The sequence below is a fragment of the Hydrogenophaga laconesensis genome (assembly GCF_031457235.1).
Taxonomy (GTDB): domain Bacteria; phylum Pseudomonadota; class Gammaproteobacteria; order Burkholderiales; family Burkholderiaceae_C; genus Hydrogenophaga; species Hydrogenophaga laconesensis.
In genome coordinates, this window is the sequence record NZ_JAVDWE010000016.1 from 61,033 (window position 1) to 86,765 (window position 25,733).

A 25,733-nucleotide genomic window follows, 5' to 3' on the forward strand; every position below is an offset into this window, starting at 1 on the left:
CGCCCGTGCCCCACAGGACCCATGCACCATGTTTGAAGCTTTCCGTCGGCAGTTCTCGACCGACCTGGCCATCGACCTCGGCACCGCCAATACCCTGATCTACGTGCGGAACAAGGGCATCGTGCTCGACGAACCGTCCGTCGTGTCGATCCGCCACGAAGGCGGTCCCCAGGGCAAGAAGACCATCCAGGCGGTCGGCCACGAAGCGAAGGCCATGCTGGGCAAGGTGCCGGGCAACATCGAGGCGATCCGCCCCATGAAGGACGGCGTGATCGCCGACTTCACCGTCACCGAGCAGATGCTCAAGCAGTTCATCAAGATGGTGCACCCGCGCTCGATGTTCAAGCCGAGCCCCCGCATCATCATCTGCGTGCCCTGCGGCTCCACCCAGGTGGAGCGCCGCGCCATCCGCGAATCGGCGCTGGGTGCCGGCGCTTCCGAGGTGTACCTGATCGAGGAGCCGATGGCCGCCGCCATCGGTGCCGGCCTGCCGGTGTCGGACGCCTCCGGCTCCATGGTGGTCGACATCGGCGGTGGCACCACCGAAGTGGGCGTGATCAGCCTGGGGGGCATGGTCTACAAGGGCAGCGTGCGTGTGGGCGGTGACCGCTTCGACGACGCCATCATTGCCTACATCCGCCGCAACTACGGCATGCTGATCGGCGAACCCACCGCCGAAGCGATCAAGAAGCAGATCGGCTCGGCGTTCCCGGGCAGCGAAGTGAAGGAAATGGAAGTCAAGGGCCGCAACCTCTCCGAGGGCGTGCCGCGCAGCTTCACCATCTCCAGCAACGAAATCCTTGAAGCCCTCACCGACCCGCTCAACAACATCGTGACGGCGGTGAAGATGGCACTGGAACACACGCCACCCGAGTTGGGAGCCGACATCGCCGAGCGCGGCATGATGCTCACAGGCGGTGGTGCCCTGCTGCGCGACCTGGATCGCCTGCTGGCCGAGGAGACCGGCCTGCCGGTGCTGGTGGCCGAGGAACCCCTGACCTGCGTGGTGCGCGGTTGCGGCATGGCCCTGGAGCGCATGGAGCGCCTGGGCACCATCTTCACCAGCGAATAACCCGGGGCTGCCCCGGCGGCCAGCTTTCCCTCCACCGACCAGACCACCCGAGCTCCATGCCACTGGGCACCCTGGACCGCACGCCGCCCCCGTTTTTCAAGCAGGGTCCGTCGGCCCTGTCCAAGCTGGTGGTGTTCAGCGCCGTCGCGCTGTTCCTGATGGTCGCCGACCTGCGCTTCCGCCTGACCGAACCGGTGCGCACCGCCCTGGCCGTGGCGCTGTACCCCGTGCAGTGGGCGGTGCTGCAGCCCGTGGAACTGGCCTCGATGGCCGGCGGCTATTTCACCTCGCTGCACGAGGCACAGAAGAACGAGGCCGACGCACGGCAGCGGCTCACCGCCCAGGCCGAGCGCAGTCTTCAGCTGGAGCAGATCACACTGGAGAACCAGCGGCTGCGCGAGCTGCTCGCCATGCGCCAGCGCATCGGCACGCAGGCCGTCGGCGCCCAGGTGCTGTACGACGCGGCCGACCCCTACTCGCGCAAGATCGTGATCGACCGGGGCCAGACGCACGGCATCGAACCCGGATCGCCGGTGGTCGACGAGAGCGGCGTGCTGGGTCAGGTCACGCGGGTCTACCCCCTGGTGTCGGAGGTGACGCTGCTGATCGACCGCGACCAGGCCATTCCCGTGCTCAACACGCGCACCGGCGTGCGCAGCGTGGCCTACGGCCAGCCTTCGAACAGCGGCGACGGCCTGGAGCTGCGCTACACGCTGGCCAGCGCAGACATCGCCGAGGGCGACCTGCTCTCCACCAGCGGCGTGGACGGGGTCTATCCCGCCGGCCTGCCCGTGGCACGGGTGACGCTGGTGGAACGGCAGGCGGAATCGTCCTTTGCCCGCATCCAGTGCGAGCCACTGGCACGCGTGCAGGGCACGCTGCATGTGCTGGTGCTCGGCTCCACCGCGCCTTCGCTGCCGCCCCCCCCCCTGGCCGAGCCCGCCAGCGAGACGCCGCGCGCCGCGCGCGCCAACCGCCCAGGCGTCCGGAGCACGGCCCCATGATCATGCGCCCCGGCCAGCAGTTGCTGCTGCCCGCCAACCCCGGCTTCATCTGGTTCAGCCTGTTCGCTGCACTGGCGTTCAACATGCTGTTGAACATGGGCCTGTTCGGCCGCGCGGCCTGGGTGCCGGACCTGCTGGCCGTGGTGCTGGTGTTCTGGAGCGTGCACCAGCCGCTGCGCATCGGTGTGGGCGTGGCCTTCACCTTCGGCCTGACGATGGACGTGCACCAGGGCGCGCTGCTCGGCCAGCATGCCCTGGCCTACACCGCGCTGGGCTTCCTGGCCATTTCCATGCACCGCCGCCTGCTGTGGTTCAGCGTGCCGAACCAGGCCGTGCAGGTGTTGCCGCTGTTCGTGGCCGCGCACGTGCTCGAGTTCCTGGTGCGCATGGCCGCCGGCGGCACCTTCCCGGGTCTGCCCTACCTGCTCGCGCCGATCATCGAGGCCGCCCTGTGGCCTGTGGTGAGCGTCTTGTTGCTCGCGCCTCAGCGCCGGGCACCGAACCCCGACGACAACCGCCCCCTATGAACACCCCCCGCGCCGCCTTCGGCGTCTCCTCGCAACGCCGGTGCCGCGCTGGCACCGGCCGCAGGTCGGGGCACCCACGCGGCCTTCTCCATCTGGGATAAAACACGGCCATGACCGAAATCAGGAACGTCGAGGCCGACCTGGCGAGTTTTCGCACCCGGGCGCTTCTGGTCGGATTGGCGGTGGTGTTCGGGTTCGGCCTGATCGCCGCGCGCATGGTCTACCTGCAGGTGATCCGCCACGACGACCTTGCCGCGCAGGCCGAGAGCAACCGCACGGCCGTGCTGCCGGTGGTGCCCAACCGCGGGCAGATCCTGGACCGCAAGGGCCGCGTGCTGGCGACCAACTACTCGGCCTACACGCTGGAGATCACGCCATCGCGTGTGTCGGACATGGACGCCACCATCGCTGGTCTGTCCGAGCTGGTGGACGTCACGCCGCGCGACCAGCGGCGCTTCCGCAAACTGCTGGAGGAGTCGCACCGTTTCGACTCACTGCCTCTGCGCACCCGCCTCACGGACGTGGAGGTCGCCCGGTTCACCGCACAGCGCTACCGCTTCCCCGGCGTGGACGTGCGCGCACGTCTGCTGCGCCAGTACCCCAACGGCGAGGTGGCGAGCCATGTGATCGGCTACATCGGCCGCATCAACCAGCGCGAGACCGAACTGATTGCCGACTGGCCCGAGGAGGACCAGGCCAACTACCGGGGCACGGAATACATCGGCAAGCTGGGCGCCGAGCAGAGCTACGAGCGCGAGCTGCACGGCATCACCGGCTTCCAGCGCGTGGAGACCTCGGCCGGCGGCCGCGCGGTGCGCTCGCTGGCCAACACGCCGGCCACGCCGGGCAACGCCGTGGTGCTGTCGATCGACATCCAGCTTCAGAAGCTGGTGGAGGACATGTTCGGCGAGCGCCGCGGTGCACTGGTGGCGATCGATCCGCGCTCGGGCGAGGTGCTGGCCTTCGTGAGCAAGCCGACCTTCGATCCGAACCTGTTCGTCGAAGGCATCGACGTGGAGAACTGGCGCGCGCTCAACGAGTCGATGGACAAGCCGTTGCTGAACAGGGCCCTGCGCGGCACCTACCCACCCGGCTCCACCTACAAGCCCTTCATGGCGCTGGCCGCGCTCGAGACCAACTCGCGCAGCGCGAGCCTGGTGATGAACGACCCCGGCTACTGGATGTTCGGCGGCCACCGCTTCCGCAGCCACGGCGACGGCCTGGGTCCGGTGGACATGCACCGCGCCATCGTCAAATCCAGCAACACGTATTTCTACTCGCTGGCCAACGACATGGGCGTGGACGCGATGCACGACTTCATGAAGCCGCTGGGCTTCGGACAGATCACCGGCATCGACCTCAAGGGCGAGGTGCGCGGCGTGCTGCCCAGCCAGGCCTGGAAGCGCAACACCTACAAGCGGCCCGAGCAGCAGCGCTGGTACGCGGGCGAAACCATCTCGCTGGGCATCGGCCAGGGCTACAACAACTTCACCATGCTGCAGCTCGCACACGCCATGGCCACGCTGGCCAACGGTGGCGTGAAGTACAAGCCGCATCTCACCATGGCGACCGAAAACGTGATCACACGCGAACGCGTGGCACTGCCCGGGCCACCGCCCGAGAACCTGGGCTTCAAGCCCGAGCACGTGCGCCTGGTCCTCAATGCCATGCAGGCCGTGACCACCGAAGGCACCTCCACCCGCGTGTTCGCTGGTGCGGGCTATGCCAGCGGCGGCAAGACCGGCACCGCGCAGGCCGTGACCATTGGCCAGAAGGAGCGTTACGACGCGCGGCGGCTGGAAGAACATCAGCGCGACCACTCGCTGTACGTGGCCTTCGCGCCGGTGGATGCACCCCGCGTGGCGCTGGCGGTGATCGTGGAAAACGCCGGTTTTGGTGCCGCGCATGCCGCCCCTATCGCGCGGCGCGTGTTCGACTACCTGTTGATGGACCAGTACCCCAACCCGCAGGACCTGGCCGCCGTTCGGGTGGGCCAGGCAGGCGCGCCGATCGGCACACCGCTCAAGGCCAGCGAGCAACCCTGGCCACCAGAAGGCCAGACCGGCGCCATCGCAGCACAGTAAGCCGGCTACAACATGCCGGAGTTGGCGCGCCACACCGCCCAGGTAAGGGCGCTGGCAAATGCCACCCAGAGCAGGTAAGGAACCATCAGCCAGACCGCCAGCGGGCGCACACGGCGAAACAGCCCGATCATGACCACGATCAGCAGCAGCAGCCACAGCACGTCGGCGAACGCCCAGGCCCCGAGATGCCAGGCAAAAAAGAGCCAGGACCACAGGGCGTTGACAGCCAGCTGCACCACGAACACCGCCAGTGCGGCAGCGCGGGGGCGGTCCACCTCGCGCCAGACCAGCCAGACGGCCACCGCCATCAGCACGTAGAGCGCCGACCAGACAGGCCCGAACACGCCTGCGGGCGGCGCCCAGGCGGGCTTGTCGAGCCGGGCATAGAAAGACGCCGCGTCAACCGACGCCAACGCCCCCAGGCCACCCGCCAGCAGCACAAGGGCCAGCCAAGCCAGCAGGCCGACGATCTGGGCGGGGACGGAACGGGTCGTCACGGCGATCTCCTTCGGGTCAGCTGCGGATCCAGGCGTCGTACGTGGTCTTGAGGATCAGCGCGCTGACCACGAAGATGAACACGACACGCACGAAGCCGCTGCCGTGCTTGAGGGCAAGCCGTGTGCCCAGCACGCTGCCCACCACGTTGGAAATGGCCATCGCCAGCACGAAATGCCACCAGATGTGGCCCTTCCAGGCAAAGAGCAGCAGTGCCGCCAGATTGGTCGCCGTGTTGAGCAGCTTGGCGCTGGCGCTGGCGTGCAGGAAGTCGTAGCCCAGCCAGCGCACGAAGAGGAAGACGAAGAAGCTGCCTGTGCCGGGGCCGAAGAAGCCGTCGTAGAACCCGATGGCGCCGCCCAGCACGCTGGCCGCCAGGGCCTCCTGCCGACCGCTGAAGCGCGGCAGATGGTGCCGGCCCAGTTCCTTGCGCGCGAGCGTGTAGCCCAGCACCAGCAGCAGCACCAATGGCAGCGCGCGGCGCAGGAAGTCGGGCGAGATCACGGTCACCGTCCAGGCGCCGGCCATCGAGCCGGCGAAACCCACCGCCGCCGCGGGCAGCAGCGCGTGCCAGGGCATTTCCACGCGGCGCGCGTACTGCAGCGTGGCCGCCGCCGTGCCCCAGACAGAGGCGCCCTTGTTCACCCCGAACAGCGTGGCCGGGTGCGTGTTGGGAAACATGGCGAACAGCGCAGGCACCAGGATGAGCCCCCCCCCGCCCACGATCGAATCGACAAAGCCGGCAAACAGGGAAGCCAGCGACACCAGAAGGAGTTCCATGCCCGGGATTGTCGCCGGCCGCCAGAGGCCGCCTGCCGGGCGTGCCGGCAAAAAAAAAAGCCGACCCTTGTGGGGTCGGCTTTGAGGAATCCGGCATCTCTTGGAGGACGCTGAAACCATTTGTTCGAATTGGACTGGGTTGTCTCCTCGGTCCCCCGCGGTCACCAGCGCAGGGCGCTGTCGGCGAGTGCATGCACTGTAGCGGCCTGCACCACGCCTGTGCATCCGGGGTTTCCCTTGCTTTTCGGGGTCCTGGCACAGGAAATGCACATATCTTTTCGTCGTTGGAAGAGAACACTTCATGCACAAATACCGCTTTTTCATTCAGCGGGGCCTGTTTCTGTCTCCCCTTCTCTGGCCCTCCTTCTCGTCCGCTCAGACCGAAGCAGCAGCAGCCGTGACAAAAGTCACGCTTCAGGCGCCTGGATTGGTGGAAGCCAGCACGATCCAGGGCGCGGACACGGCCTGGCTCATGGTCAGCACCGCCCTGGTGCTGCTCATGACACTGCCGGGGATCGCCCTGTTCTACGGCGGCATGGTGCGTCGGCTCAATGTGATCAACACGATGGCCAGCGTGGTGGGCATCGCCGCCGTGGTCAGCGTGCTCTGGTTCGCTCTGGCCTATTCGCTCGCGTTCACGCCGGGCGGCACGCTGGGCGCCGTCATCGGTGGCGTGAGCCGCATGGGCTTCTCGGGCATGGAGGTGCTGGGCGCCACGGCGCAGGTGGCGGCCAGCCACATCGCACCCCATGTGCCGGAATCGGTGTTCGCGATGTTCCAGCTCACCTTCGCCATCATCACCTGCGCACTGGTGGTGGGCGCGCTGGTCGAGCGCATGCAGTTCGGTGCGCTGCTGCTGTTCGCCGGCCTGTGGCTGCTGCTGGTGTACGCCCCGATCGCGCACTGGGTGTGGGAGCCGGGCGGCTGGCTGGCACAACTGGGCACGCTGGACTTTGCCGGCGGCGCCGTGGTGCACATCAACGCCGGCGCCGCCGCACTGGTCTGCGCCTACGCCCTCGGCCCGCGCCGGGGCTACGGCCAGGAAGCGTTCGTGCCTTTCAACCTGGGGCTGACCATGGCCGGCACCGGCCTGCTGTGGGTGGGCTGGTTCGGTTTCAACGCGGGCTCGGCCCTCACCGCCGATGGCCGCGCGGGTCTGGCGCTGCTGGTGACCCATGTGGCGGCCGCGTCGGGCGCCATCGCCTGGATGACGGCGGAATGGGTGGCGCGCCGGCGCGCCACACTGCTGGGCCTGTGTTCGGGTGTGGTCGCCGGGCTGGTGGCCATCACGCCGGCAGCCGGCTTCGTCTCACCGCGCGGCGCCTTGATCATCGGCCTGGTGGCGGGCGTGGCCTGCTACTGGGGCGCCACCGCGCTCAAGCGCAAGCTGGGTGCGGACGACTCGCTCGATGTGTTCGGTGTGCACGGTGTCGGCGGCCTGGTGGGCGCGCTGCTCACCGGCGTGCTGGTCGACCCCGCCATCTCCGGCGCGCAGGGCAGCGTCGTGGCTCAGCTCACCGCCTGTGTGGCGGTGCTGGGCTACAGCCTCGTGATGACCGCCGTGGTGCTCTGGATCACCTCGCGCTTTGCCACCCTGCGCGTGCGCGAGCGCGACGAGCAGGCCGGGCTGGATGCCTCGCTGCACCAGGAACAGCTGGGCCACTGAGGAGCCGCCCCATGAGCACCAACGACGTGTTCGCCATCGCTGCCCACCTGCACGTGCTGCTGCGCCGCAAGACCGGGCGCGTGACGGATACCGAGTGGATGGCGACCAACGCCGATTACGCCCGTGAGATCGTGCGCCACGCGCGCGAGAAGGCCGCCAGCGAAGGCCACGAAGAACTGCTGCCCTGGGCCGACAAGCTGGAGGCCGCCATCCCCGCCATGGACACCACGGCCCGCAAAAGCCTGATCGACGTCGCCACCGACGCACTCCGCAAGGCGCCGGGTGGCAGCCAGTACGTCGGAGGGTTGAGGTAGGACTCCCCCCTGCACCGCTGCGCGGCTTCCCCCCCTCCGTGGCGCGCCTTCGGCGCTTCGAGGGGGGACGGCATCTCGGGCCGGCAGAGCCGGACCCTCGTTGCCCCTGGAGAGCGCTGCCTCTTTTGCTGCGGGTCGCCCTCCGATCCGGTCCAGGCCGAAATGGACTGAATCCAGAGATACCGAGGGTCCGGCTTCGCCGGCCCCAGGTATCGTCTCCCTTCCGGGGGAAGCCGCGTCAGCGGCGCAGGGGGGTTACCCCTTCATGATCCAGCCCGCCGCCTTCTCCGCGATCATCAAGGTCGGGCTGTTGGTGTTGCCGCTGGTGATGGTGGGCATCACGCCGGCATCCACCACGCGCAAACCGGCCACGCCGCGCACGCGCAGGCGGCTGTCGACCACCGCCATCGGGTCGTCGTCGCGGCCCATCTTCGTGGTGCCCACCGGGTGGAAGATGGTGCTGGCGATGTCGCCGGCCAGGCGGGCGAGCTCGTCGTCGCTCTGGTACTGGGGGCCTGGGCGGAATTCCTCGGGCCGGTATTTCGCGAGCGCGGGCTGGGCGACGATGTTGCGCGTCACGCGCAGGCTGTCGGCCGCGACCTGGCGGTCTTCCGGTGTGCTCAGGTAGTTCGGTGCGATCGCGGGGGGGGCGGTGAAGTCTGCGCTGCGGATCTGCACCGTGCCCCGGCTCGTGGGGTTGAGGTTGCACACGCTCGCGGTGAACGCGGGGAAGGTGTGCAGCGGTTCACCGAAAGCATCGAGCGACAGTGGCTGCACGTGGTACTCGAGGTTGGCATGCGGCTGACCCGGATCGCTGCGCGTGAAGGCGCCGAGCTGCGAGGGAGCCATGCTCATCGGCCCGCTGCGCTTGAGCAGGTATTCGAGACCGATGCGCGCCTTGCCCAGCGCCGACGACGCCAGCACGTTGAGCGTGGGCGCGCCGTTGATCTTGTAGACGGCGCGGATCTGCAGGTGGTCCTGCAGGTTGGCGCCCACGCCCGGCAGGTCGGCCACGACGTCGATGCCATGCTGCCGCAGCAGCGCCGCCGGGCCGATGCCCGAGAGCTGCAGGATCTGCGGCGAGCCGATGCTGCCCGCACACAGCACCACCTCGGTGGTGGCCTCGGCCACCACGCGGCTGTGACCGTCCCACACCTCCACCCCGGTACAACGCAGCTCGCCGTCGGGTCCGCGCTGGGTCACCAATCGGGTCACCTGCGCGTTGTTCCAGAGCTCGAAATTGGGACGCCCATAGCACGTGGGCCGCAGAAAAGCGCGCGCGGTGTTCCAGCGCAGGCCGTCCTTCTGGTTCACCTGGAAGTAGCCCACGCCTTCGTTGTCGCCCCGGTTGAAATCGGTGGTGTGGGGAATACCGGCCTGCTGCGCCGCCGAGGCAAAGGCGTCGAGGATGTCCCAGCGCAGGCGCTGTTTCTCCACGCGCCATTCGCCGCCGTGGCCGTGGTACGCGCGGAAGTTCGGGTCGCGCAGCGCGGCGTTCTGCTCGTCACCCAGGTAGTGGTTCTCGTGGCGCTTGAAATCGGGCAGGGTGTTCTCCCAGCGCCAGGCGTCGTCGCCCGTGAGCTCGGCCCAGTGGTCGTAGTCGCGCGACTGGCCGCGCATGTAGATCATGCCGTTGATGCTTGAGCTGCCGCCCAGCGTCTTGCCGCGCGGGTAGCGCAGCGAGCGGCCGTTGAGTCCGGCCTCGGCCTCCGTGCTGTAGAGCCAGTCGGTGCGCGGGTTGCCGATGCAGTACAGGTACCCCACCGGAATGTGGATCCAGTGGTAGTCGTCCTTGCGGCCGGCCTCGATGAGCAGCACGCGCTTCTGCTTGTTCGCCGACAGCCGGTTGGCCATCAGGCAACCGGCGGTGCCGGCGCCGATCACGATGTAGTCGAAGGTCGTGTTGTCGCTCATGTGTTGTCTCGTGTTTTCTTCTTCGTCTGCACCGCTCACCCGGGCGGCGCCTCATCGTCAGGCAGGCTGAAGTCGCCACGCTGGAAGGCGATCACCACGGCCTCGGCCTGGGCAAAGCGACGCTCCGGCACCAGCACGCGCACCGGAATCGCGCCTGCCAGCAGGGTGTGAGTCTGCACCAGGTGGGCATCGGCCACCGCCGCAGGCACCCCGCTGGCCTGCAGACAACCCCTCAACAGGAACGCCTCGGTCGGGCTGAAGAAGGTGGCCAGCGTCTTCCAGTCGCCCTCGGCGGGATCGTAGGGGCTGTTGCCTTCGTCCAACTTACGGGCCCGAGAGGATCACTTCGCCGTGGGCATGACGAACTCGGCGCCCTTGCCGATGGACTCGGGCCAGCGCTGCATGATGCTCTTCTGCTTGGTGTAGAAGCGCACGCCCTCCTCGCCATAGGCGTGCATGTCGCCGAACAGGCTCCTCTTCCAGCCACCGAAGCCATGCCAGGCCATGGGCACCGGGATCGGCACGTTGATGCCCACCATGCCGACCTGGATGCGCCGCGCGAATTCGCGCGCCACGTTGCCGTCGCGGGTGAAGCAGCTCACCCCGTTGCCGAACTCGTGGTCGTTGATGATCTGCACCGCCTGCGCGAAATCGGGCACGCGCACACAGCTGAGCACCGGGCCGAAGATTTCTTCCTTGTAGATCTTCATGTCGGTGGTGACGTGGTCGAACAGGGTGCCGCCCATCCAGAAGCCGTGCTCGCAGCCTTCGCCCGCGTCGGTGCCCTTGAAGCCCCGGCCATCCACCAGCATCTTGGCACCCTCCTTCACCCCCGCTTCGATGTAGCCGGCAATGCGCGTGTGGGCCGCCGCGGTGACGATGGGCCCCATTTCGGCCGCCAGGTTGGTGCCGTTGAGCACCTTGAGCGTCTTCGTGCGCTCGATCAGCTTGGGCATGATCTTCTCGGCCACGTCGCCCACCAGCACCGCCACGCTGATGGCCATGCAGCGCTCGCCGGCCGAACCGTAGGCCGAGCCGATCAGCGCGTCCACCGCCTGGTCGAGGTCGGCGTCGGGCATCACCACCATGTGGTTCTTCGCGCCGCCCAGGGCCTGCACGCGCTTGCCGTGGCGGGCGCCTGTCTCGTAGATGTAGTTCGCGATCGGCGTGGAGCCGACGAAGCTGATGGCCTTCACGTCCGGGTGCACCAGCAGCGCGTCCACCGCTTCCTTGTCGCCCTGCACGACGTTGAACACGCCGTCGGGCAGACCGGCCTTCTTGAGCAGCTCGCCCATGAAGAGCGAGGGCGAGGGGTCGGTGGGGCTGGGCTTGAGGATGAAGGTGTTGCCGGCCGCGATCGCCACCGGGAACATCCACATGGGCACCATGACCGGGAAGTTGAACGGCGTGATGCCGGCCACCACGCCCAGCGGCTGGCGCAGCGTCCAGTTGTCCATGCCGGTGGAAACCTGATCGGTGAAGTCGCCCTTGAGCAGCTGCGGAATGCCGCAGGCGAATTCGATGATGTCGATGCCGCGCGAGACCTCGCCCTGTGCATCGGTGAACACCTTGCCGTGCTCGGCGGTGATCATGCGCGCGAGATCGTCCCTGTGCTGGTTCACCAGTTCGAGGAACTTGAACATCACCCGCGCGCGGCGGATCGGGGGCGTGTCGGCCCAGGCCGGGAAGGCGGCCTGCGCGGCGGCCACGGCGGCATCCACATCGGCGCCGTTGGCCAGCGCAACCTTGCCGGTGACGGCACCGGTGGCGGGGTTGAAGACGTCCTGGCGGCGCGAGGACGTGCCTGCAGTGGTTGCGCCTTGAATGAAGTGATCGATGGGGGTGGCGGTGGTTGGCATGGCAGCGTCCAGTGCGAAGGGTTGCGGAGTGCGGGCCAGTTTAGGCAGCGCTCTCTTGCGCGCCTAGTGCCCAGGACTGAACGGATTGTTCACAATGATGAACAATATCGGCATGGATGAGAGAAAAGTGGAAAACCTCTGGGCCCACCTGCACTGGCTCACCATGCTCGCGCAGCAGGGCAGCTACACCGCCGCAGCCCAGCGGCTCGGCGTGAGCAAGGCCGCCATGAGCCAGCGCATCAGCGAACTTGAACGCGCAGCCGGTGTGCCCTTGGTGCAGCGCACCACACGCAGCGTGCGCCTGACCGAGGCGGGCCAGCGGCTGGTCGACAACCTGCGCGACCCGTTCGAGCGCATCGCGCAAAGTTTCTCCAGCGTGCGCGATCTCGCGGACGAACCCGCCGGACTGGTGCGGGTGACCGCGCCGGTGGCGTTCGCCCGCCAGCAACTCGTGCCCCGCATCGCAGAGTTCGCGCGTGCGCACCCGAAGGTGCGGCTGGAGTTGGATCTGTCGGACCGGCTCAGTTCACTGGCCACGGAAGGTTTCGATCTCGCGATCCGCCACACCGCCGCGCCACCCGACACGCACGTGGCCTGGCCCCTGTGCGCGACGCGCTCGGTGCTGGTGGCCAGCCGCGACTACCTGCGTCGGCGCGGCACGCCGCAGTCACCCACAGACCTGGCGCAACACGACTGCCTGCACTACCCGCGTGCGCAGGACACCCCGGCCTGGCATTTCATGCCGCCCGAAGGCCGCCGCAAGACGGCCCGGCAGCGCATCACGGTGCCCGTGACGGGACCGTTCAGCGCCAACAACAGCGAGGCCCTGCGCGACGCCGCCCTGTCGGGCCTCGGCATTGCACTCTTGCCCGACTTCAGCGCGCAGTCGGCACTGCGGTCGGGCAAGCTGGTGGAGGTGCTCGAAGGCTGGGAATCCGTCGGCACCTTCAGTTCGCAGATCTATGCGATTCGGCCGTACGCCAGCCACGTGCCACGCGCAGTATCGGCCTTCGTGGCGTGGTTGCGCGAGGCGCTGGCGGAAGGCTTTCCGCTGCGCGACTGACACGCCTCAGCGCGCCGCCGCCTGCAGCCTGCCGCGGATCTCCACTTCCACCCTGCGGTTGTCCTGCAGGCACTGGATCAGCGCAGCGCGCGCCAGGCCATCGCTGCAGGTCTTCACCGGTTCGGTGCTGCCCTTGCCTTCCACGGTGAACAGTGCCGCGTCGAGCCCGCGCGAGACGAGGTGGTCGCGCACAGCGGTGGCGCGGCGCAGCGAGAGCGCCTGGTTGTAGTCGGCATCACCGAGGCGATCGGTGTGGCCCACGAGCACGATGCGCTCGATGCCCTGCAGGCTGCGCGCACGGTCGGCGATCACGTCCAGCCGCGCACGGCCGGCGGCACCGATGTCGTTCAGGCCCGAGCGGTCGAACTGGAACACCGCGTCGGTGGCGAGCACCAGGCGTTCGAGCACGCGCTCGGTCACCACCGGTGCCGGTGCGGCGGCCACGGGCGCGGCGGCCGGCGTGGCGCAAGCGGCCTGTTCGGCCTCCATGCGCGCGGCCATGGTTTCGGCCATGCCGATGTAGGGGTTGGCGTGGCGCCAGCCGCCTTCGGCGTACTCATGGCCCATCCAGACCAGCTGCACCTCCAGACAGGCGGCCTGGGCCGCGACACAGGCCGCGCCCGGGCCGGTGCGGCCGCGTTCGGCGCGCGCCCACAGGTCGTCGCGCAGGCGCACCGCACCGCCGATGAGCGGGGTGGACACTTCGGGCGTGCGGCCCTGCTCCAGGGCCTCGACCAGCTTCAGCGATTCGGCCTTCGCCTCGCCGATCACCGGCCCGCGATCGTTCTCATGGTAGTTCTGGCGCGCCATGTCGAGCCAGCACTGTGCCTTGGCCCAGGGGTAGCTGATCTGTGGCACGCGGCCGTCCTTCTGCAGCGCGGCCAGCCGGTCCTGCACGGCCTGCAGGGCACGGTGGTCGGCGCGCTGCGCCTCATCGGTGTAGCGGGTGGATTCGGCGAAGGGCGGCACGGCGCCAGGCGCGCGGTCGGTGGCGCGCGGGTCGGTGACGGCGCAGCCGCCCAGGGCAGCGAGGGCGAGCAGGGACGGCAGAAAACGTTTGGAGGTCATGGCAAGGGTCTCGCGACAGATCAGGGACGGGTGGCCGAGGCCAGCGGGCTCAGCGCGCGGTTGGTGGCGGGGTCGGCACCACGGAACAGGGTTTCGTCGAACTTGAAGCGCAGGCGCAGGTACACGCCCTTGCGGGTGTAGGCCGCGCCGGTGAGTTCGTCGTCGCGGAAGCCGCGCGCGTTCACGCCGAAGGACAGCCAGAGGTTGGCCTGCACGAGGTAGCCGGCTTCGATGCCGAAGGAGTCCTGCCGCGAGCCGCCGTTGGGGCTCCACATCACGTGGTGCTGCAAGCCGACATCCCAGCGCTCGGACAGATCCCAGGTGATGCGGCCCCCCATCAGATAGGCGGTGTAGTCGTCACGCAGGCCACCGAGGAAACGTTCGGACACGCGCTTGCCCGCAACGCGGCCGGTGAGCCACCAGGGCCGGCTGGGGTGGTAGTCCGCATGCAACGAGACCGCGTGCGAGGTGCGGCGGTAGTCCACGCCGGGGTTCTCGTCGTTCTCGGCGCGCAGCTCGTACAGGCCGAGCGCATTGATGCGGTTCAGGTCGGTCTGGCGATAGGCCACACCGATCTGGAAGCGGTCCTGCCACTGGTCGTAGGCGCCGGCGTGGCGGGCGTTCTGCAGCGACAGCGTGTTGCGCGCGAGGAAGGACCAGTCGCGGTCGATCTTGATGGTGGTGCCCAGCGTCGAGAGCCATGCGTCGTGGTTGCGGTCGCGGCGCCATTCCAGGCGGCCGGTGGCGCGCCAGGTCGGGTCGTAGGCGAGGTCGATGCCGCCGGTGAGCGCGGTGGCCGATGTGGCATCGCCCGCGATCGCCTTCTGGTGTTCGACGCTGGCGCTGTAGCGCACCCCTTCGGACACGCGGAAGGTCTGGCGCAGGCCAATCGCGTTGACCGCGTCCTCGCCGGAGATGGCATCGCGCAGGCGGTACTCGTTGAAGATCTCGCCGTCGCGGATGGTCTCGCTGGAGAGGCCGGCCACCAGCGCGGTCTCGCGGCCCTCCACCGCCAGGCCATTCACGCCGCCCAGGCCCTTGGCCACTTCGGCGCGGCCGTAGGCACGGAATTTCTCTGTCAGCCGGTAGTCGGCACCGATGGTGATGCGCTGGCCGCGCGCGTTCGACACGTCCTGCTCGAGCTCGCCGAGCACGCTGAGGCGGTCGGTGAGCTGGCCCTGGGCGTTGATCGAGATCGCGTCGTAGCTGCGCGTCTGGCCCGGTGTCGCGGCGAACAGCGGCGCGTTGATCTGGAACGGCGTGAAGCCGGTGCCCTGCGGGATGTTGATGCCCGAAGCCGAAGCCGCGTTGGGCACGCCACCGTCGTCGGTCACATGCCGCAGGCCCACACCCACCGTCCAGGCCGGCGTGAGGCGGTACTGCGCGCCGGCATAGGCCGTCTCGCGCACGGCGTCGATGGTCTTGTCTTCCGAACGCATCGCGTCCACGCGCAGCGACCAGCGCTCGTCGATCTTCCAGGTCGCCACCGCGCCGGCCTCGCCGCGCCCGCCGTTGTACGACGAGGAGATGTTGGAGAACTCGCGATCGGTCTGGCCAGCCCACAGGCGCGCGTCGAGCCGCTCGCCCTGGTGGCGCACTTCCACGCGCGCGCCGTCGCCCTTGCCCCGGTCGCCCAGCGCCTCCCGTTCGGAGCGCGCCAGTTCCACCAGCGCCCAGCTCTGCTCGCCCAGGCGCAGCGTGGCATTCACGCCGCTCAGGCGATAGGGGTTGGCCGGGTCCTGCGACTCGACGTGGCTGGCGCCGATCTCCAGCGCGGGCGTGATGCGCCACGAGCCGTCGACGCCACCCAGCCAGTACTTCGGCCCGCCCTGCTCCACCTCGTAGGTGACGCGCACCGACATCGGGTTGAGGTTGGCATCCACCGAAGGCACCGGCGCGCGGAACACGATGCTGCCGGCGAAGGGCTCGAACTCGTAGTCCACGAAGCGCACCATGGGTTCGGCGCGCAGGATGATGGACGGCTGGTTGCGGTCACGCGTGAGGATCTCGACCTTCTCCGAGCCCGAAATGCCTTCGCTGCTGGAGAGGCGGTAGGGGCCGGAGACGCCGCGCGCGGGCTGTTCGTCCACCACCTGGGCGACGTTGTCGCGCACCACCCAGGCGTTGGCCTCGAAGGTCTCGCCCTCGTGGTGCAGCTGCAGACCCGAGACCGAGCGGTTGATGCGGCTGAGTTCGCGCGCCGGGCCACCGGTGCCGGTGTTGAAGTCGCCGTACAGCACAAAGGAGCGGCCCTGGTCGACCCGCACGTACAGGCGCTGGCGCGACTGCGCGTCGAAACCGCGCAGCGAGGAGTCGCCATAGATCGGGTAGTACTGGTCGGGCTGGATGTCGCGGAACAGGCGGCCGCGCGATTCCTTTTCGGAGTCGTAGGCCAGCGTGAGCAGCGTGTCGCCCTTCACCACGCCCTTGAGGAAGAACGCGGTGCGCGCACCGAGCGAACCCTTGCCGTTGTCGAAGCCATTGGTGTGGCGCTTCAGCTCCAGCTCGAAACCGTCGTCCTCGCGCGCCGGGCTGATCTGCGAGGCGTCGAGCTTGCTGAGGTTGAGCGTGCCCTCAACCACGCCGACGGCGATCATGGGCCGGCGCTCGGTGACCATGCCGACGTTGCCGCGCACCACCACGTTGCCGGACTGCACCTGCAGCACGGCATCACCGGGTTCGTGCGAAGCGATCAGCTCGACCACGGCCTCGCCACCGCGCACGTTCAGGCGCAGGGTCTGGCGCGGCGGTTCGTCGATGGCGGCATCGGGCAATCGCACGCGGCCCCTGTTGGTGGCCACGGTCACGTCGGTGGGCGCGGTCACCTTCTGGCCGTCGCGGTCGAACAGGCGCAGCGTGAGCAGCACCACCGAACGGCCATCGGCGCTGACCTGGTCCTGCGCGGCTTCGAGCACCAGCTGGCCGTTGTCGGCCAGGCTGGTGGCGCGCCAGTTGGCGGCCAGCGGCAGCGACGTGGTGGGCGCGGGCAACGCGGTTTCACCGGGGCCGCGCGCCGGGTCGCTGCCGGGGGCCAGGGGGGTGAAGCGCGGCGCCAGCGCATCGGTCTGCGCGAGCGCCATGCCGAGCGGCAACAGCAGCACGGCCGAGGTCAGAGCGGATCGCATGGGCAGCATGAAAGGCATGGAACGGCGGGCTTTCATTTCGCACCTCCGATCCGGGCCGGCGGGCCCGAGCGGAAGACGCGCGGGGTGGGGGTCGGGGCGTCGACCAGCGGGGCGACGATCTGGCCGAGTCGACGGCGCTGCTCCACCTGTTCGAGCACGGCGGGCGCGCAGCTGCCTTCGATGAAATCGGCGCGGTGCAGCTCACCGAACTTCAGGTCGAGGAACAGGCTGCCGGCGTCGAGCGCGTTGCGGTTGCTGCTGGTCACGAGCTCACTGCCCTGGGGCAGCGTGGTCGGGTCCACGCGCAGCACGGAGGTGCGGGCAGGCAGACCGCAGATGCTGTACTTGCCCTCGCTGTCGGAGATCAGGTGCGTGCCGTCCTGCAGGTACAGGCGCACGCCGGGAATACCGACTTCCTCGGCGTCCTGGATGCGGTTGCGGTTGCAGTCCATGAACACCTTGCCCATCACGCAGGCTTCCTGGAAGAACACGCCGCCGGTGATGCGGATGCGCGCCTGCGCCCGGTTGGAGGTGACGGGCAGGCCGCCCACCACGCCAGCCGCCTGCGCGCGGTTGATGCCGTCGCCCTGCTGGGCGCCGACGCCGACGCGCACGCGGTAGGTCACGGTCACGGGCGTGTTGGCCGCGAAGCCGCCGATGGCGAAGTTCAGCACCGGGCCGGGCGCGCCGGCCGGGTCGGCCACCACCGCGCCATCCTGCACCACCGTGCCCGGGATCAGGCGCAGGCCGGCGGGCAGGCTGTCGGTGATGACCACGTTGGTGGCCGCGCCGTTGGGGCTGCTCACGCGCAACGTGTACTGCACCGAGTCCCCGATCTCGACCACGTCGCGCATCACCTGCTTCTGCAGGAACAGGCCGGCACCGGTGAAGGGCTCCAGCGGAATGTGGTTGTGGATCAGGTCGGGCATGCCCGGCGCCAGGTTCAGGCGCAGGTAGTAGGTGGTCGGCTGCCCGATGGGCGGCGGGCCGGCCTGGGCCTGCACCAGGTAGGGCGAGGCACCCGAGGGCGTGAACACGCCCGGCTGCGGCGGAATGGACGCGATCGGCGTGGGCGCGTAGTTCGGTGCCGAAGCCGACAGCGTGTACTCGCCGCTGGGCGCACCGGGTGCGAGCAGGAACTGGTAGAAGCCCAGCGAGCCCGTTGTCATTTGCGCACAGTTGCCCGAGGCCACGTAGCTCGCGCCGCCCACCAGCATGGTGGCCGGGTTGAAGCCGGCGGGGCCGCAGAAGCGCACCTGCGCGGCGTCGATGGGCGCGCGGGTGTTGGCGTCGTAGATCACGCCCGAGGGGTCGAGCGGCAGGTCCTGCTGGCGCAGGTCGGCACCGGGCAGCAGCGTGACGGCGAGGTGGTCGCGCCCGCTGGACAGGCGCGAGTTCGTGTCGCCGCCGCTGTTCTGCGGCGTGCCGTAGACGACGTTGTTCGCCGGGTCGCGGAAGTAGACGTTGTAGTCACCCGGCACCAGCCCGATCACGCCGTAGGCGCCGTCGGCACCGGTGCGGAACAGGCTGCGGCCATCGGGCATGCTCACGCAGCCCTGCGCGCTGTTGGAGGGCACGGTGCGGCAGGCCACGGCGTTGCCGTTGCTGTCGACGATCTCCACCGCCCAGTCGGGAATCGGTGTGTCACCGGCGTCGCGCTGGCGGTCGCCGTTGTTGTCGCGCCAGACGTAGCCCGACAGCGAGGCCGGCAGCGCGGACAGCGGCACGCCCGTGGCGTCCAGGCCGGCGGTCTGGTACGGCGTCTGCGGCACGCTGCCGGCCGGGATCACGCCCGAGGGCGGCTGGCCCGGGCCGCCGGTGGGCGTGCTGTTGTCCACCGCATCGGTGCGGATGCCCAGCGGCCCGGCCGTGGCCTGGTTGAAGCGCGTGGTGGTGGCGCCGGCGGTGACGACGACCGGAATGTCGACCGACACCCAGGCGCCCGCCGGCAGGCTGGCCGAGCCGAGCAGGTCACCGCCCGCGGTGCCGGTGTAGCCCGCGTTGGGCGTGAACACGCCGCCGTTGCCACCACTGTGGGTGACGGCGGGCGCGCCGGCGCGCGTCATGTAATCGGGCAGCGTGTCGCGCACGTCCATGGTCACGGGGTACGCGCTGTCGTTCTGGTAGATCACCTGCCAGACCACTTCGGCCCCGGGCGACACGCCCACGGCAGCCGCCGGCGAGACGATGCGCGCCGACTTGTAGCCGCGCACGCCGCCGCCCTGCGTTTCACCGAAGTTCACCTGCAGCGCCGCGCCGGGCGTGGCATTGAAGGTGAGCGCGACGGTCTCGACCGCGCCACCCAGCGGGCCGACCGCACCGGCGCTGCCGCCGGTGACGGGGCCGGGCGTGTTGGCCACGCTGGTGTAGCCCAGCGGTTGCGTCTGGCGCACGGTGTAGCTGCCCGGCGGCAGGCCTGTGAAGCTGTACTGGCCGCTGCCATCGGTGGTGGTGTAACGCGTGATCGCGTTGCCGAAGGCATCGGTGCCGACCAGGCCGATGGTGTTGCCCGGCAGTCCCACGTCGGTGCCGTCGAACTGGCCGTCGAGGTTGCGGTCTTCGTAGACGCGGCCACCGATGCGGATGTCGGAGACCAGCGGGAAGTTGTGGTTCGCGGTGCTCTGGTCCGCCGCCACGGTGATGCTGGCGATGGACGCGGGCGCCGTGCCCGGCGCAGTGGGCGTGCCGTTGGGCGCGCCACCCAGCGTGCCGGCGCTGGTGATGCCCGGGGTGGTGCCCGCCGGTGTCGCCGGCATGACCACGCGGTAGCTGCCCGCCGGCAGGCCGGCGAAGTGGTACGCGCCGCTGGCGTCCGTGGTCGTGGTGGCGATCAGGGCATTGGTCGCCTGGTCGCGCAGCTCGATGGTCTGGTTCGGTGCCGGCAGATCGTCGGGCGTGAACACGCCCCCGCTGTTGTCGGGATCGAAATACACCACGCCCGAGATCTGGCTGCCCGGCAGCGTCTTGGTGAAGTGGTTGTCCACCGACGCGGTCTGCGGGCCGCTGAGGTTGATGCCGGTGATCGCGGGCACGGCCTGCGTGCCACCGGCGGTGCCGCCCGTGCTGCCTGGCCATGCCAGCGGCGTGGTGCTGTTGATGAAGCCGGTGGGCGGCGCGCAGGTGGTGCACGTCACCGTGTAGCTGGCACCGGGTGGCACGCCGGTGAACGTGTACTGCCCGCTGGCATCGGTCGTGGTGGTGATCGACACCGCGTTGCCGTTGAGGTCGGTGCCGGTGAGCGTCAGCGTCTGCGGCACGTTGTTCGCGCCGGGCGCGCCGCTGCCCACGCCGGCATCGCTGCCGTTGAAGCTGCCGTCGCCGTTGCGGTCGATGAAGATGCGGCCGCTGATGCTGCGGTCACTGCCGATCTCGCCGAAGTTGTTGGCGCTGGAACGGGCGTTCGGCGGCAGCACGATACCGCCGACGCGGCTGGTGCCGGCCGGAACGGTGTAGGCCGGTGCGCCGTTGCTGATGGCGGGCGCGCTGTTGGAGGCCGTGCCGGCGGTGCCGGTGGTGCTGCCCGATCCGATGTTGACCACCGTGCCCGCACTCGGAATGCCATTGACGGTGCCTGCGGGCTGCGTGCCCTGCGTCACCACATAGCCGGGGCAGGTGGGCGCGGCGAGCGGGCTGCAACTGGGGCGCAGGCCGGTGAAGCGGTAGTTGCCATCGGCGTCGGTCGTGGCCGTGAGCGAGATCGCCTGGCCCAGGTCGTCCAGGCCCGAGAGCGTGACCGATGCGCCAGCGATGCCGGGCTCGGTGCCGTTGGCCACGCCGTTGTTGTTGTCATCGCGATAGACCTTGCCGGCAATCTCGGAAGGCAGCAGCTCGCCGAAGTTCTGGTTCACCGCACTGGACACGGTGCCACCCGCCAGATCCAGGCGGATGTTGCTGCGACGGGAAATGAAGTCGACGTTGCTGTTGTTGGGCGAGCCGGCCATGCCGGTGCCACCCACCACGCTGGCTTCGGCGGTCGAGGCCGGCGTGAGCCGCGCCTGGAAGCTGCCGCTGCCGGGGTTGGTCTGCGCCGAGGGCGACGGTGAACCACCGCTGCCCAGGGTGTCGCTGCCCCCACGGAGGTAGCGCACGGTGTAGTCCGAACCGAGCGAGGCCGAATCGGCCAGATCGCGGAACACGTAGAACCCGCTGGCGTCGGTGGTGGTCTTCTGCAGCACCACGCTGTCGAGCGCGCGGATCAGGCTGACCGACTGGCCGGCCAGCGGTGCTTCACCGGTGTCGTGCACGCCGTTGTTGTTCGCGTCGAGGTAGACGCGTCCGGAGATCGAGCCCAGCGGGCTGACCACCAGATCGGCTTCGGCCGGCGTCGGGTTGCCGCCCGCGTCGGTGCGCAGCGCGCCGGCCAGGATGCGGTTCGGGTAGGTGCCGGTCACGCTGGCCGTCACGTTCACCGAGATCGTGCAGCCCCCCGGCGGGATGGTCGCGCCGCTGGCGTAACGCACCAGCGCTGTGCCGGCCGTGGCCGTGACAGAGCCCGTGCTGCAAGTGCCACCCACGGCCGGCGTCGGTGCCACCAGCACGCCGGCTGGCAGCAGGTCGTCCATCGCCTGCGCCAGCGTCTGTGCGCCGGCGTTCGCGTTGCCCAGCGTGATCGTCAGGCGCGAGGTGCCGTTGGGCGAGATGGTCGGCGGCACGAAGGTCTTGAGCACGGTCGGCGGCTGCAGCACGCGCACGGTGGCGCTGGCCGGGTCGGGGTTGCTCACGCCCTGGTTGCTGGTGAGCGCACCGGTGGGAATGGTGTTGGTGTAGAGGCCGGGCACGTTCGAGACGGTGTCGAACGAGAACGTGCAGGAGCCGGCGGCGGGCACCGTGGCGCCAGCGACCTGCGCCCCGGTGGCAGACGCGATGGCGCTCACGGTTCCACCCGCGCAGGTGGTGGACGCGTTGGGCACCTGGGCGACGAACAGGCCGCTGGGCAGTTCATCGCGCAAGGCCACGCCGGTCAGGGCCTGCGTGGCGTTCGGATTGGTGATGGTGATCGTGAGGCGGCTGGGCGTGCCCGGCGCCACCGGCGAGGTGGCGAAGGCCTTGGCCAGCGTGGGCGGCTGCAGCACGTGCAGCGTGGCGCTGGGCCCGGGCTGCGGGTTCGTCACCGCGCCTTCGTTGGCGATCACGGTGCCGCCCGGAATGGTGTTGACGTAGGCGCCCGCGAGCGGCACGACCACGTTGACGCGCACCACACATTCACTCGGACCGGCGGCGAGTTGCGCGCCGCGGAACGACACACGGTCACCCGCGGCGGTGACCACCGCGCCGGCACAGGTGGTGCTGGCGTTCGCGGGCGTGGCCACCACCATGCCGGCGGGCAGGTGGTCGGTCGTGGAAATGTTGGTGAGCGCCTGCGGGAGCGAGTTGCGCACGCGGATCACCAGCAGCGCGGGCTGTCCTGCGGCCACCGCAGGCGGTTCGAAGTGCTTCTCCACGCCCAGGCCGGCGAGCGAGGCCAGGTTGGCGGTGAAGGACGAGGCGTTGGTCACGCCCTGGGTGTTGGTGATGGCACCGGCCGGCAGCGTGTTGTTCAGCGTGCCGACGACCGACGAGGTGATGTCCACCGAGACGGTGCATGCGCTGTTGCCACCCAGGCTCCCACCAGAGAGGCGCACCGTGCCACTGCCAGAGGGCGCGTCGACCAGGCCACCGGCGCAGGTGGTGGTGGCATTGGGCACGACGCCCACCACCATGCCCGAGGGCATGGCGTCGCTGACCGCGAGGTTGGTGAGCGCGGTGGCGCTGGTGTTGTCGATGCTGATCGTCAGGCGCGAGACGCTGCCCGGGCCCGCGATGGTGGTCGGCGTGAACGCCTTGGTGAGGTTCACACTGCTGGTGACCTTGTTCAGCGTGGCCGTGGTGGTGGTGGTGCTGGCCACGCCGCCGTCGGCGGTGACGGCGCCCGGCGCCAGCGTGTTCACCGAGGCGGTGCCGGTGCTGGTGACGACGTCGAACAGGAAGTCGCAGCTGGTGCCGCCGGCGATGGTGGCGCCCGAGATCGCGGCGCTGGTGCCCCCCGCGGGCACGTTGAGTGCCACAGGGCCCGCGCAGGTGGTGCTGGCGTTCGGCGGGGCGGCGATGGTCAGGCCGGTGCCCGCCAGTGGATCGGTAGCGCTCACGCCGGTGAGCTGGCCGTTGCCGGTGTTGCCCAGCGTGATGCGCACGCGGCTCGTGCCGCCGACCTGCACCGGGTTGGTCAGGAAGGTTTTGGCGACCGTGAGTGCGGGCAGGTACTCCAGCGTGGCGCTGGTGGCGTTCAGGTTGCGGAGGGTGCTGCCCGGCACGTTGGCCACGGTGCCGGTGGCGGTCACGGCGTTGACCGGGATGGTGTTGGTGTGCACGCCCACCGTGCCACCGACCACGTTCACCCGCACGCTGCACTGGCCCGGTGCGAACGGCGAAGTACCCGCGCGCGGCGGGAGGCTGCCGCCACTGAGCGAGAAGCCAGTGTCGCCCGGGTTGGCGGTGACCGTGCCGCCGCAGGTGGTGGTGGCATTGGCCGGGCTCGCCACGCGCAGCGCGGCGGGCAGCGTGTCGCTGAAGGCCACGCTGGAGAGCGCCGAGAAGTTGTTGTTGGTCAGTTCGATCTGGACCACCGACGGCGTGCCCTGGAAGCGCTGGCGCGCGACCACGCCGTCGAAGGTCTTGGTCACCACCAGCGGGTTGACCGCCGTGAGGCTGACCGCGCCGGCCGTGCCCGACACCGTGCCGTTGCCCGCGCCGAAGCTGGCGTTGGTGAGGGTGGTGGCGGGTGCGGCGTTGTCGGGCACGCGCGCGGTGAAGCGCACCACGCAGGTGGTGCCGCCCGGCGCGGCACCAGGAAAGTCGAAGGTGAACGCGGGCGCGGTCACCAGCGGTGCCGGCATGGGCGCACTGAAGCTGCAGCCGCCGGTGATCGTTGGCGCGATGCCGCCATTGCTGGCATCCACGTACACCATGCCGGTCGGCAGCGTGTCGGTGAACGTCACGCTGGTCTGTGGCGAGAGGCTGAACGAGGTCACCGAGACCGCGAAGGTGGCGACATCGCCAGGCGCCACGGTGGTGGGCGTGATCGCCTTGGCCACGGTGAGCGCGTTGTCGCGCACCTCGATCGGCGCGCTGCGCGCCGGCGAGGTGAAGCCCTGCGCGTTGCTCACCGCACCCGAAGCGAAGCTGTTGGTGTGGGTGCCGGTGGTGGTGGAGGTGACGTTGAACTGGATGCGGCACTCACCGCCGGCCGGCACCTCGGCGCCGCTTAGCACGAAGCCCTTGTCGACACCCGCGTCGGTGCCCGTGGCCAGGCTCGCGCCGGCGCCGCAGCCGAGCAGGTTGGCCGCGCCGATGGCGCCCGAGTTGCGCAACGCGGCAGGCCAGCCGGTGCCCACGGTGTCGCTCAGGCCGACGATGGTCAGCGGGGCGCTGCTGTTGTTGCCGATGCGCACGGTCAGCAGCGAGTCGGCACCCGCGGTCAGCGGCGTGACCGAGAAACCCTTGGCCAGCGTGATCGGGCTGTTGACGGTGATGTTGGTGGTGGTGCCGGGGTAGGTCAGGCCGCGCGTGTTGCCCACGTCACCGGCCGCGATGGTGTTGGTGCCCGCGGCGGACGCCTGACCGGCGGCGAGCACGCCGCGCACGGTGAACTGCAGGTTGCAGGTGCCGGGCGAGCCGGCCGGAATGGCGCCACCGGTGAGCGTGACACTGCCGGCCGTGAAGCTGGTGCTGCTGCCACAGGTGTTGCCGACGATGCCCAGCACCTCGAGGTTGGACGGCAGCGAATCCGTGAAGCTGGTGAACGGGATGTTCACGCCGCTGTTGGGGTTGGTGAAGGTGATGGTCGCGGTGCGCGAGGCGCCCTGCACCAGCGTGGCACCGCCCAGGCTCTTGGACACCGCCGGCAGCAGGATGCTGTTGACCAGCACGCTTTGCTGCGCGGGCGAAGCGGCCGCGGGCATGAGGTCGGTGGCGTTGATGACGTTGTTCCAGGTGCCGCCGCCGTTGTAGGACGTGAGGTCCACCGAGATCGTGCAGAAACCATCGACCCCGCCCGCGTACGGCGGGATGGTGAAGCCGCTGACGGTGAGCACGTCGACGCCACCGGGGCCGGCACCTGGGGCCGGGCTGAGCGTGGCACCCGCGCAAGAGGTGGTCGGCGCGACGTAGCCCGGATGCCCGGCCGGGTACAGCCGGAGCTGGGGCGGCAGCGTATTGACGAGCTGCGCGCCGTCCTCCTGCGCGCTGTCGTTGCTGATGGTGATCGTCAGCCGCGTGCGCTCGCCCACCACGATCGTGCTGGCGCTCACCGACTGGCTCACGACCAGCGTGGCGTGCGCCGCGCCCGCGAACACGGTGAGCGCCGCCAGCAAGCCGAACGCCCGCACGATCCGCGAGGCCCGGGGCGCCGCGATGGCTGTCGAAGGCGCAAGGGCGCCCTTACCCGTGGCCAGACCACGTGCAAAAAAACGAAGCATGGTTTTCCCTCTACTGCCACGCGGAGCGACGCCGCGTGTGTTCCCGCCAGGTGGCCAACCGGACCACCGCCGGCACGGCCGGACGGAAGAAACCTCCGCACACAGTCGTGCCTTTTGTTACATGCGCGCACTATATCGGCGCACGCCAGTCTTCAACGATTCACGACCTCATTGCTGCGATAAAAGTAACGAATTCGTGAAATTTGATGTATGAAGATTCATCCAATATGACCTTGTCATATTTAACAGAATGTTGTTTTTATTAATGTTTTTTTGACAAATAACAAAAAATCCGCGGATTTTCTCGTC

At 69.3% G+C, this 25,733-nt stretch carries 15 protein-coding genes; 7 read left to right on the forward strand and 8 right to left on the reverse strand.

Features of this window, described 5'->3' with window-relative positions:
- The first annotated feature begins 28 nt into the window (after positions 1-28).
- From J2X09_RS22555 to mrdA, 4 genes are all read left to right on the forward strand, one after another.
- Entirely contained in the window at positions 29-1,072 is a 1,044-nt protein-coding gene (locus J2X09_RS22555) for a rod shape-determining protein (RefSeq protein ID WP_066269288.1), read from the forward strand.
- A 56-nt stretch (positions 1,073-1,128) separates the two neighbouring features.
- A complete protein-coding gene (gene mreC / locus J2X09_RS22560; RefSeq protein WP_204734431.1) occupies positions 1,129-2,076 on the forward strand; it encodes a rod shape-determining protein MreC in 948 nt (315 codons plus the stop codon).
- Positions 2,073-2,603: a rod shape-determining protein MreD gene (mreD, locus tag J2X09_RS22565; protein WP_204734432.1), complete on the forward strand. Its 531-nt coding sequence runs from the start codon at positions 2,073-2,075 to the stop codon at positions 2,601-2,603. The genes mreC and mreD overlap by 4 nt, the downstream gene beginning before the upstream one ends.
- A gap of 110 nt (positions 2,604-2,713) precedes the next feature.
- Positions 2,714-4,687: a penicillin-binding protein 2 gene (mrdA, locus tag J2X09_RS22570; RefSeq protein ID WP_204734433.1), complete on the forward strand. Its 1,974-nt coding sequence runs from the start codon at positions 2,714-2,716 to the stop codon at positions 4,685-4,687.
- A 5-nt stretch (positions 4,688-4,692) separates the two neighbouring features.
- Here the strand turns inward: mrdA and J2X09_RS22575 are convergent, their stop codons facing one another.
- The gene (locus tag J2X09_RS22575; protein ID WP_310309458.1) at positions 4,693-5,184 is read right to left on the reverse strand and encodes a TspO/MBR family protein; all 492 of its coding nucleotides are present in this window, start codon (positions 5,182-5,184) and stop codon (positions 4,693-4,695) included.
- 16 nt (positions 5,185-5,200) lie between these two features.
- Positions 5,201-5,962 (reverse strand): sulfite exporter TauE/SafE family protein, encoded by a 762-nt coding sequence (locus tag J2X09_RS22580; protein ID WP_204734434.1) that lies wholly within the window; start codon positions 5,960-5,962, stop codon positions 5,201-5,203.
- Between the two features lie 301 nt (positions 5,963-6,263).
- Between J2X09_RS22580 and J2X09_RS22585 the strand changes: the two genes are divergently transcribed.
- Both J2X09_RS22585 and J2X09_RS22590 read left to right on the forward strand, forming a co-directional pair.
- Positions 6,264-7,628 (forward strand): ammonium transporter, encoded by a 1,365-nt coding sequence (locus J2X09_RS22585; RefSeq protein WP_204734435.1) that lies wholly within the window; start codon positions 6,264-6,266, stop codon positions 7,626-7,628.
- Positions 7,629-7,639: 11 nt separating this feature from the next.
- On the forward strand, positions 7,640-7,942 hold the full coding sequence (locus J2X09_RS22590; RefSeq protein WP_204734436.1) for a hypothetical protein: 303 nt from the start codon (positions 7,640-7,642) through the stop codon (positions 7,940-7,942).
- A gap of 255 nt (positions 7,943-8,197) precedes the next feature.
- Here the strand turns inward: J2X09_RS22590 and J2X09_RS22595 are convergent, their stop codons facing one another.
- Genes J2X09_RS22595 through J2X09_RS22605 form a run of 3 tightly spaced genes read right to left on the reverse strand, consistent with a single transcriptional unit; the run spans position 8,198 to position 11,715 of the window.
- On the reverse strand, positions 8,198-9,856 hold the full coding sequence (locus J2X09_RS22595; protein WP_204734437.1) for a GMC family oxidoreductase: 1,659 nt from the start codon (positions 9,854-9,856) through the stop codon (positions 8,198-8,200).
- Between the two features lie 35 nt (positions 9,857-9,891).
- Positions 9,892-10,179: a putative signal transducing protein gene (locus tag J2X09_RS22600; RefSeq protein WP_204734438.1), complete on the reverse strand. Its 288-nt coding sequence runs from the start codon at positions 10,177-10,179 to the stop codon at positions 9,892-9,894.
- An 18-nt stretch (positions 10,180-10,197) separates the two neighbouring features.
- The gene (locus J2X09_RS22605; protein WP_204734439.1) at positions 10,198-11,715 is read right to left on the reverse strand and encodes a CoA-acylating methylmalonate-semialdehyde dehydrogenase; all 1,518 of its coding nucleotides are present in this window, start codon (positions 11,713-11,715) and stop codon (positions 10,198-10,200) included.
- Between the two features lie 112 nt (positions 11,716-11,827).
- Between J2X09_RS22605 and J2X09_RS22610 the strand changes: the two genes are divergently transcribed.
- On the forward strand, positions 11,828-12,778 hold the full coding sequence (locus tag J2X09_RS22610; protein ID WP_204734440.1) for a LysR family transcriptional regulator: 951 nt from the start codon (positions 11,828-11,830) through the stop codon (positions 12,776-12,778).
- Between the two features lie 6 nt (positions 12,779-12,784).
- Here the strand turns inward: J2X09_RS22610 and J2X09_RS22615 are convergent, their stop codons facing one another.
- The 3 genes from J2X09_RS22615 to J2X09_RS22625 are packed head-to-tail and all read right to left on the reverse strand — an operon-like array spanning position 12,785 to position 25,424.
- Positions 12,785-13,846, reverse strand: coding sequence for an OmpA family protein (locus J2X09_RS22615; RefSeq protein WP_204734441.1), 1,062 nt, complete (start codon positions 13,844-13,846; stop codon positions 12,785-12,787).
- 20 nt (positions 13,847-13,866) lie between these two features.
- The gene (locus tag J2X09_RS22620) at positions 13,867-17,007 is read right to left on the reverse strand and encodes a hypothetical protein (RefSeq protein ID WP_204734442.1); all 3,141 of its coding nucleotides are present in this window, start codon (positions 17,005-17,007) and stop codon (positions 13,867-13,869) included.
- Positions 17,004-25,424 carry a DUF7933 domain-containing protein gene (locus J2X09_RS22625; protein ID WP_204734443.1) on the reverse strand — a complete coding sequence of 2,807 codons (8,421 nt, stop codon included), beginning with the start codon at positions 25,422-25,424 and terminating at the stop codon, positions 17,004-17,006. The genes J2X09_RS22620 and J2X09_RS22625 overlap by 4 nt, the downstream gene beginning before the upstream one ends.
- Positions 25,425-25,733: the final 309 nt, after the last annotated feature.

Coding starts and splice junctions, on each gene's coding strand:
- J2X09_RS22585 (WP_204734435.1), top strand. CDS start 6,264: ATGCACAAATACCGCTTTTTCATTCAGCGGGGCCTGTTTCTGTCTCCC.
- J2X09_RS22595 (WP_204734437.1), bottom strand. CDS start 9,856: ATGAGCGACAACACGACCTTCGACTACATCGTGATCGGCGCCGGCACC.
- mreC (WP_204734431.1), top strand. CDS start 1,129: ATGCCACTGGGCACCCTGGACCGCACGCCGCCCCCGTTTTTCAAGCAG.
- J2X09_RS22620 (WP_204734442.1), bottom strand. CDS start 17,007: ATGAAAGCCCGCCGTTCCATGCCTTTCATGCTGCCCATGCGATCCGCT.
- mreD (WP_204734432.1), top strand. CDS start 2,073: ATGATCATGCGCCCCGGCCAGCAGTTGCTGCTGCCCGCCAACCCCGGC.
- J2X09_RS22625 (WP_204734443.1), bottom strand. CDS start 25,424: ATGCTTCGTTTTTTTGCACGTGGTCTGGCCACGGGTAAGGGCGCCCTT.
- J2X09_RS22610 (WP_204734440.1), top strand. CDS start 11,828: ATGGATGAGAGAAAAGTGGAAAACCTCTGGGCCCACCTGCACTGGCTC.
- J2X09_RS22605 (WP_204734439.1), bottom strand. CDS start 11,715: ATGCCAACCACCGCCACCCCCATCGATCACTTCATTCAAGGCGCAACC.
- J2X09_RS22580 (WP_204734434.1), bottom strand. CDS start 5,962: ATGGAACTCCTTCTGGTGTCGCTGGCTTCCCTGTTTGCCGGCTTTGTC.
- J2X09_RS22590 (WP_204734436.1), top strand. CDS start 7,640: ATGAGCACCAACGACGTGTTCGCCATCGCTGCCCACCTGCACGTGCTG.
- J2X09_RS22555 (WP_066269288.1), top strand. CDS start 29: ATGTTTGAAGCTTTCCGTCGGCAGTTCTCGACCGACCTGGCCATCGAC.
- J2X09_RS22615 (WP_204734441.1), bottom strand. CDS start 13,846: ATGACCTCCAAACGTTTTCTGCCGTCCCTGCTCGCCCTCGCTGCCCTG.
- mrdA (WP_204734433.1), top strand. CDS start 2,714: ATGACCGAAATCAGGAACGTCGAGGCCGACCTGGCGAGTTTTCGCACC.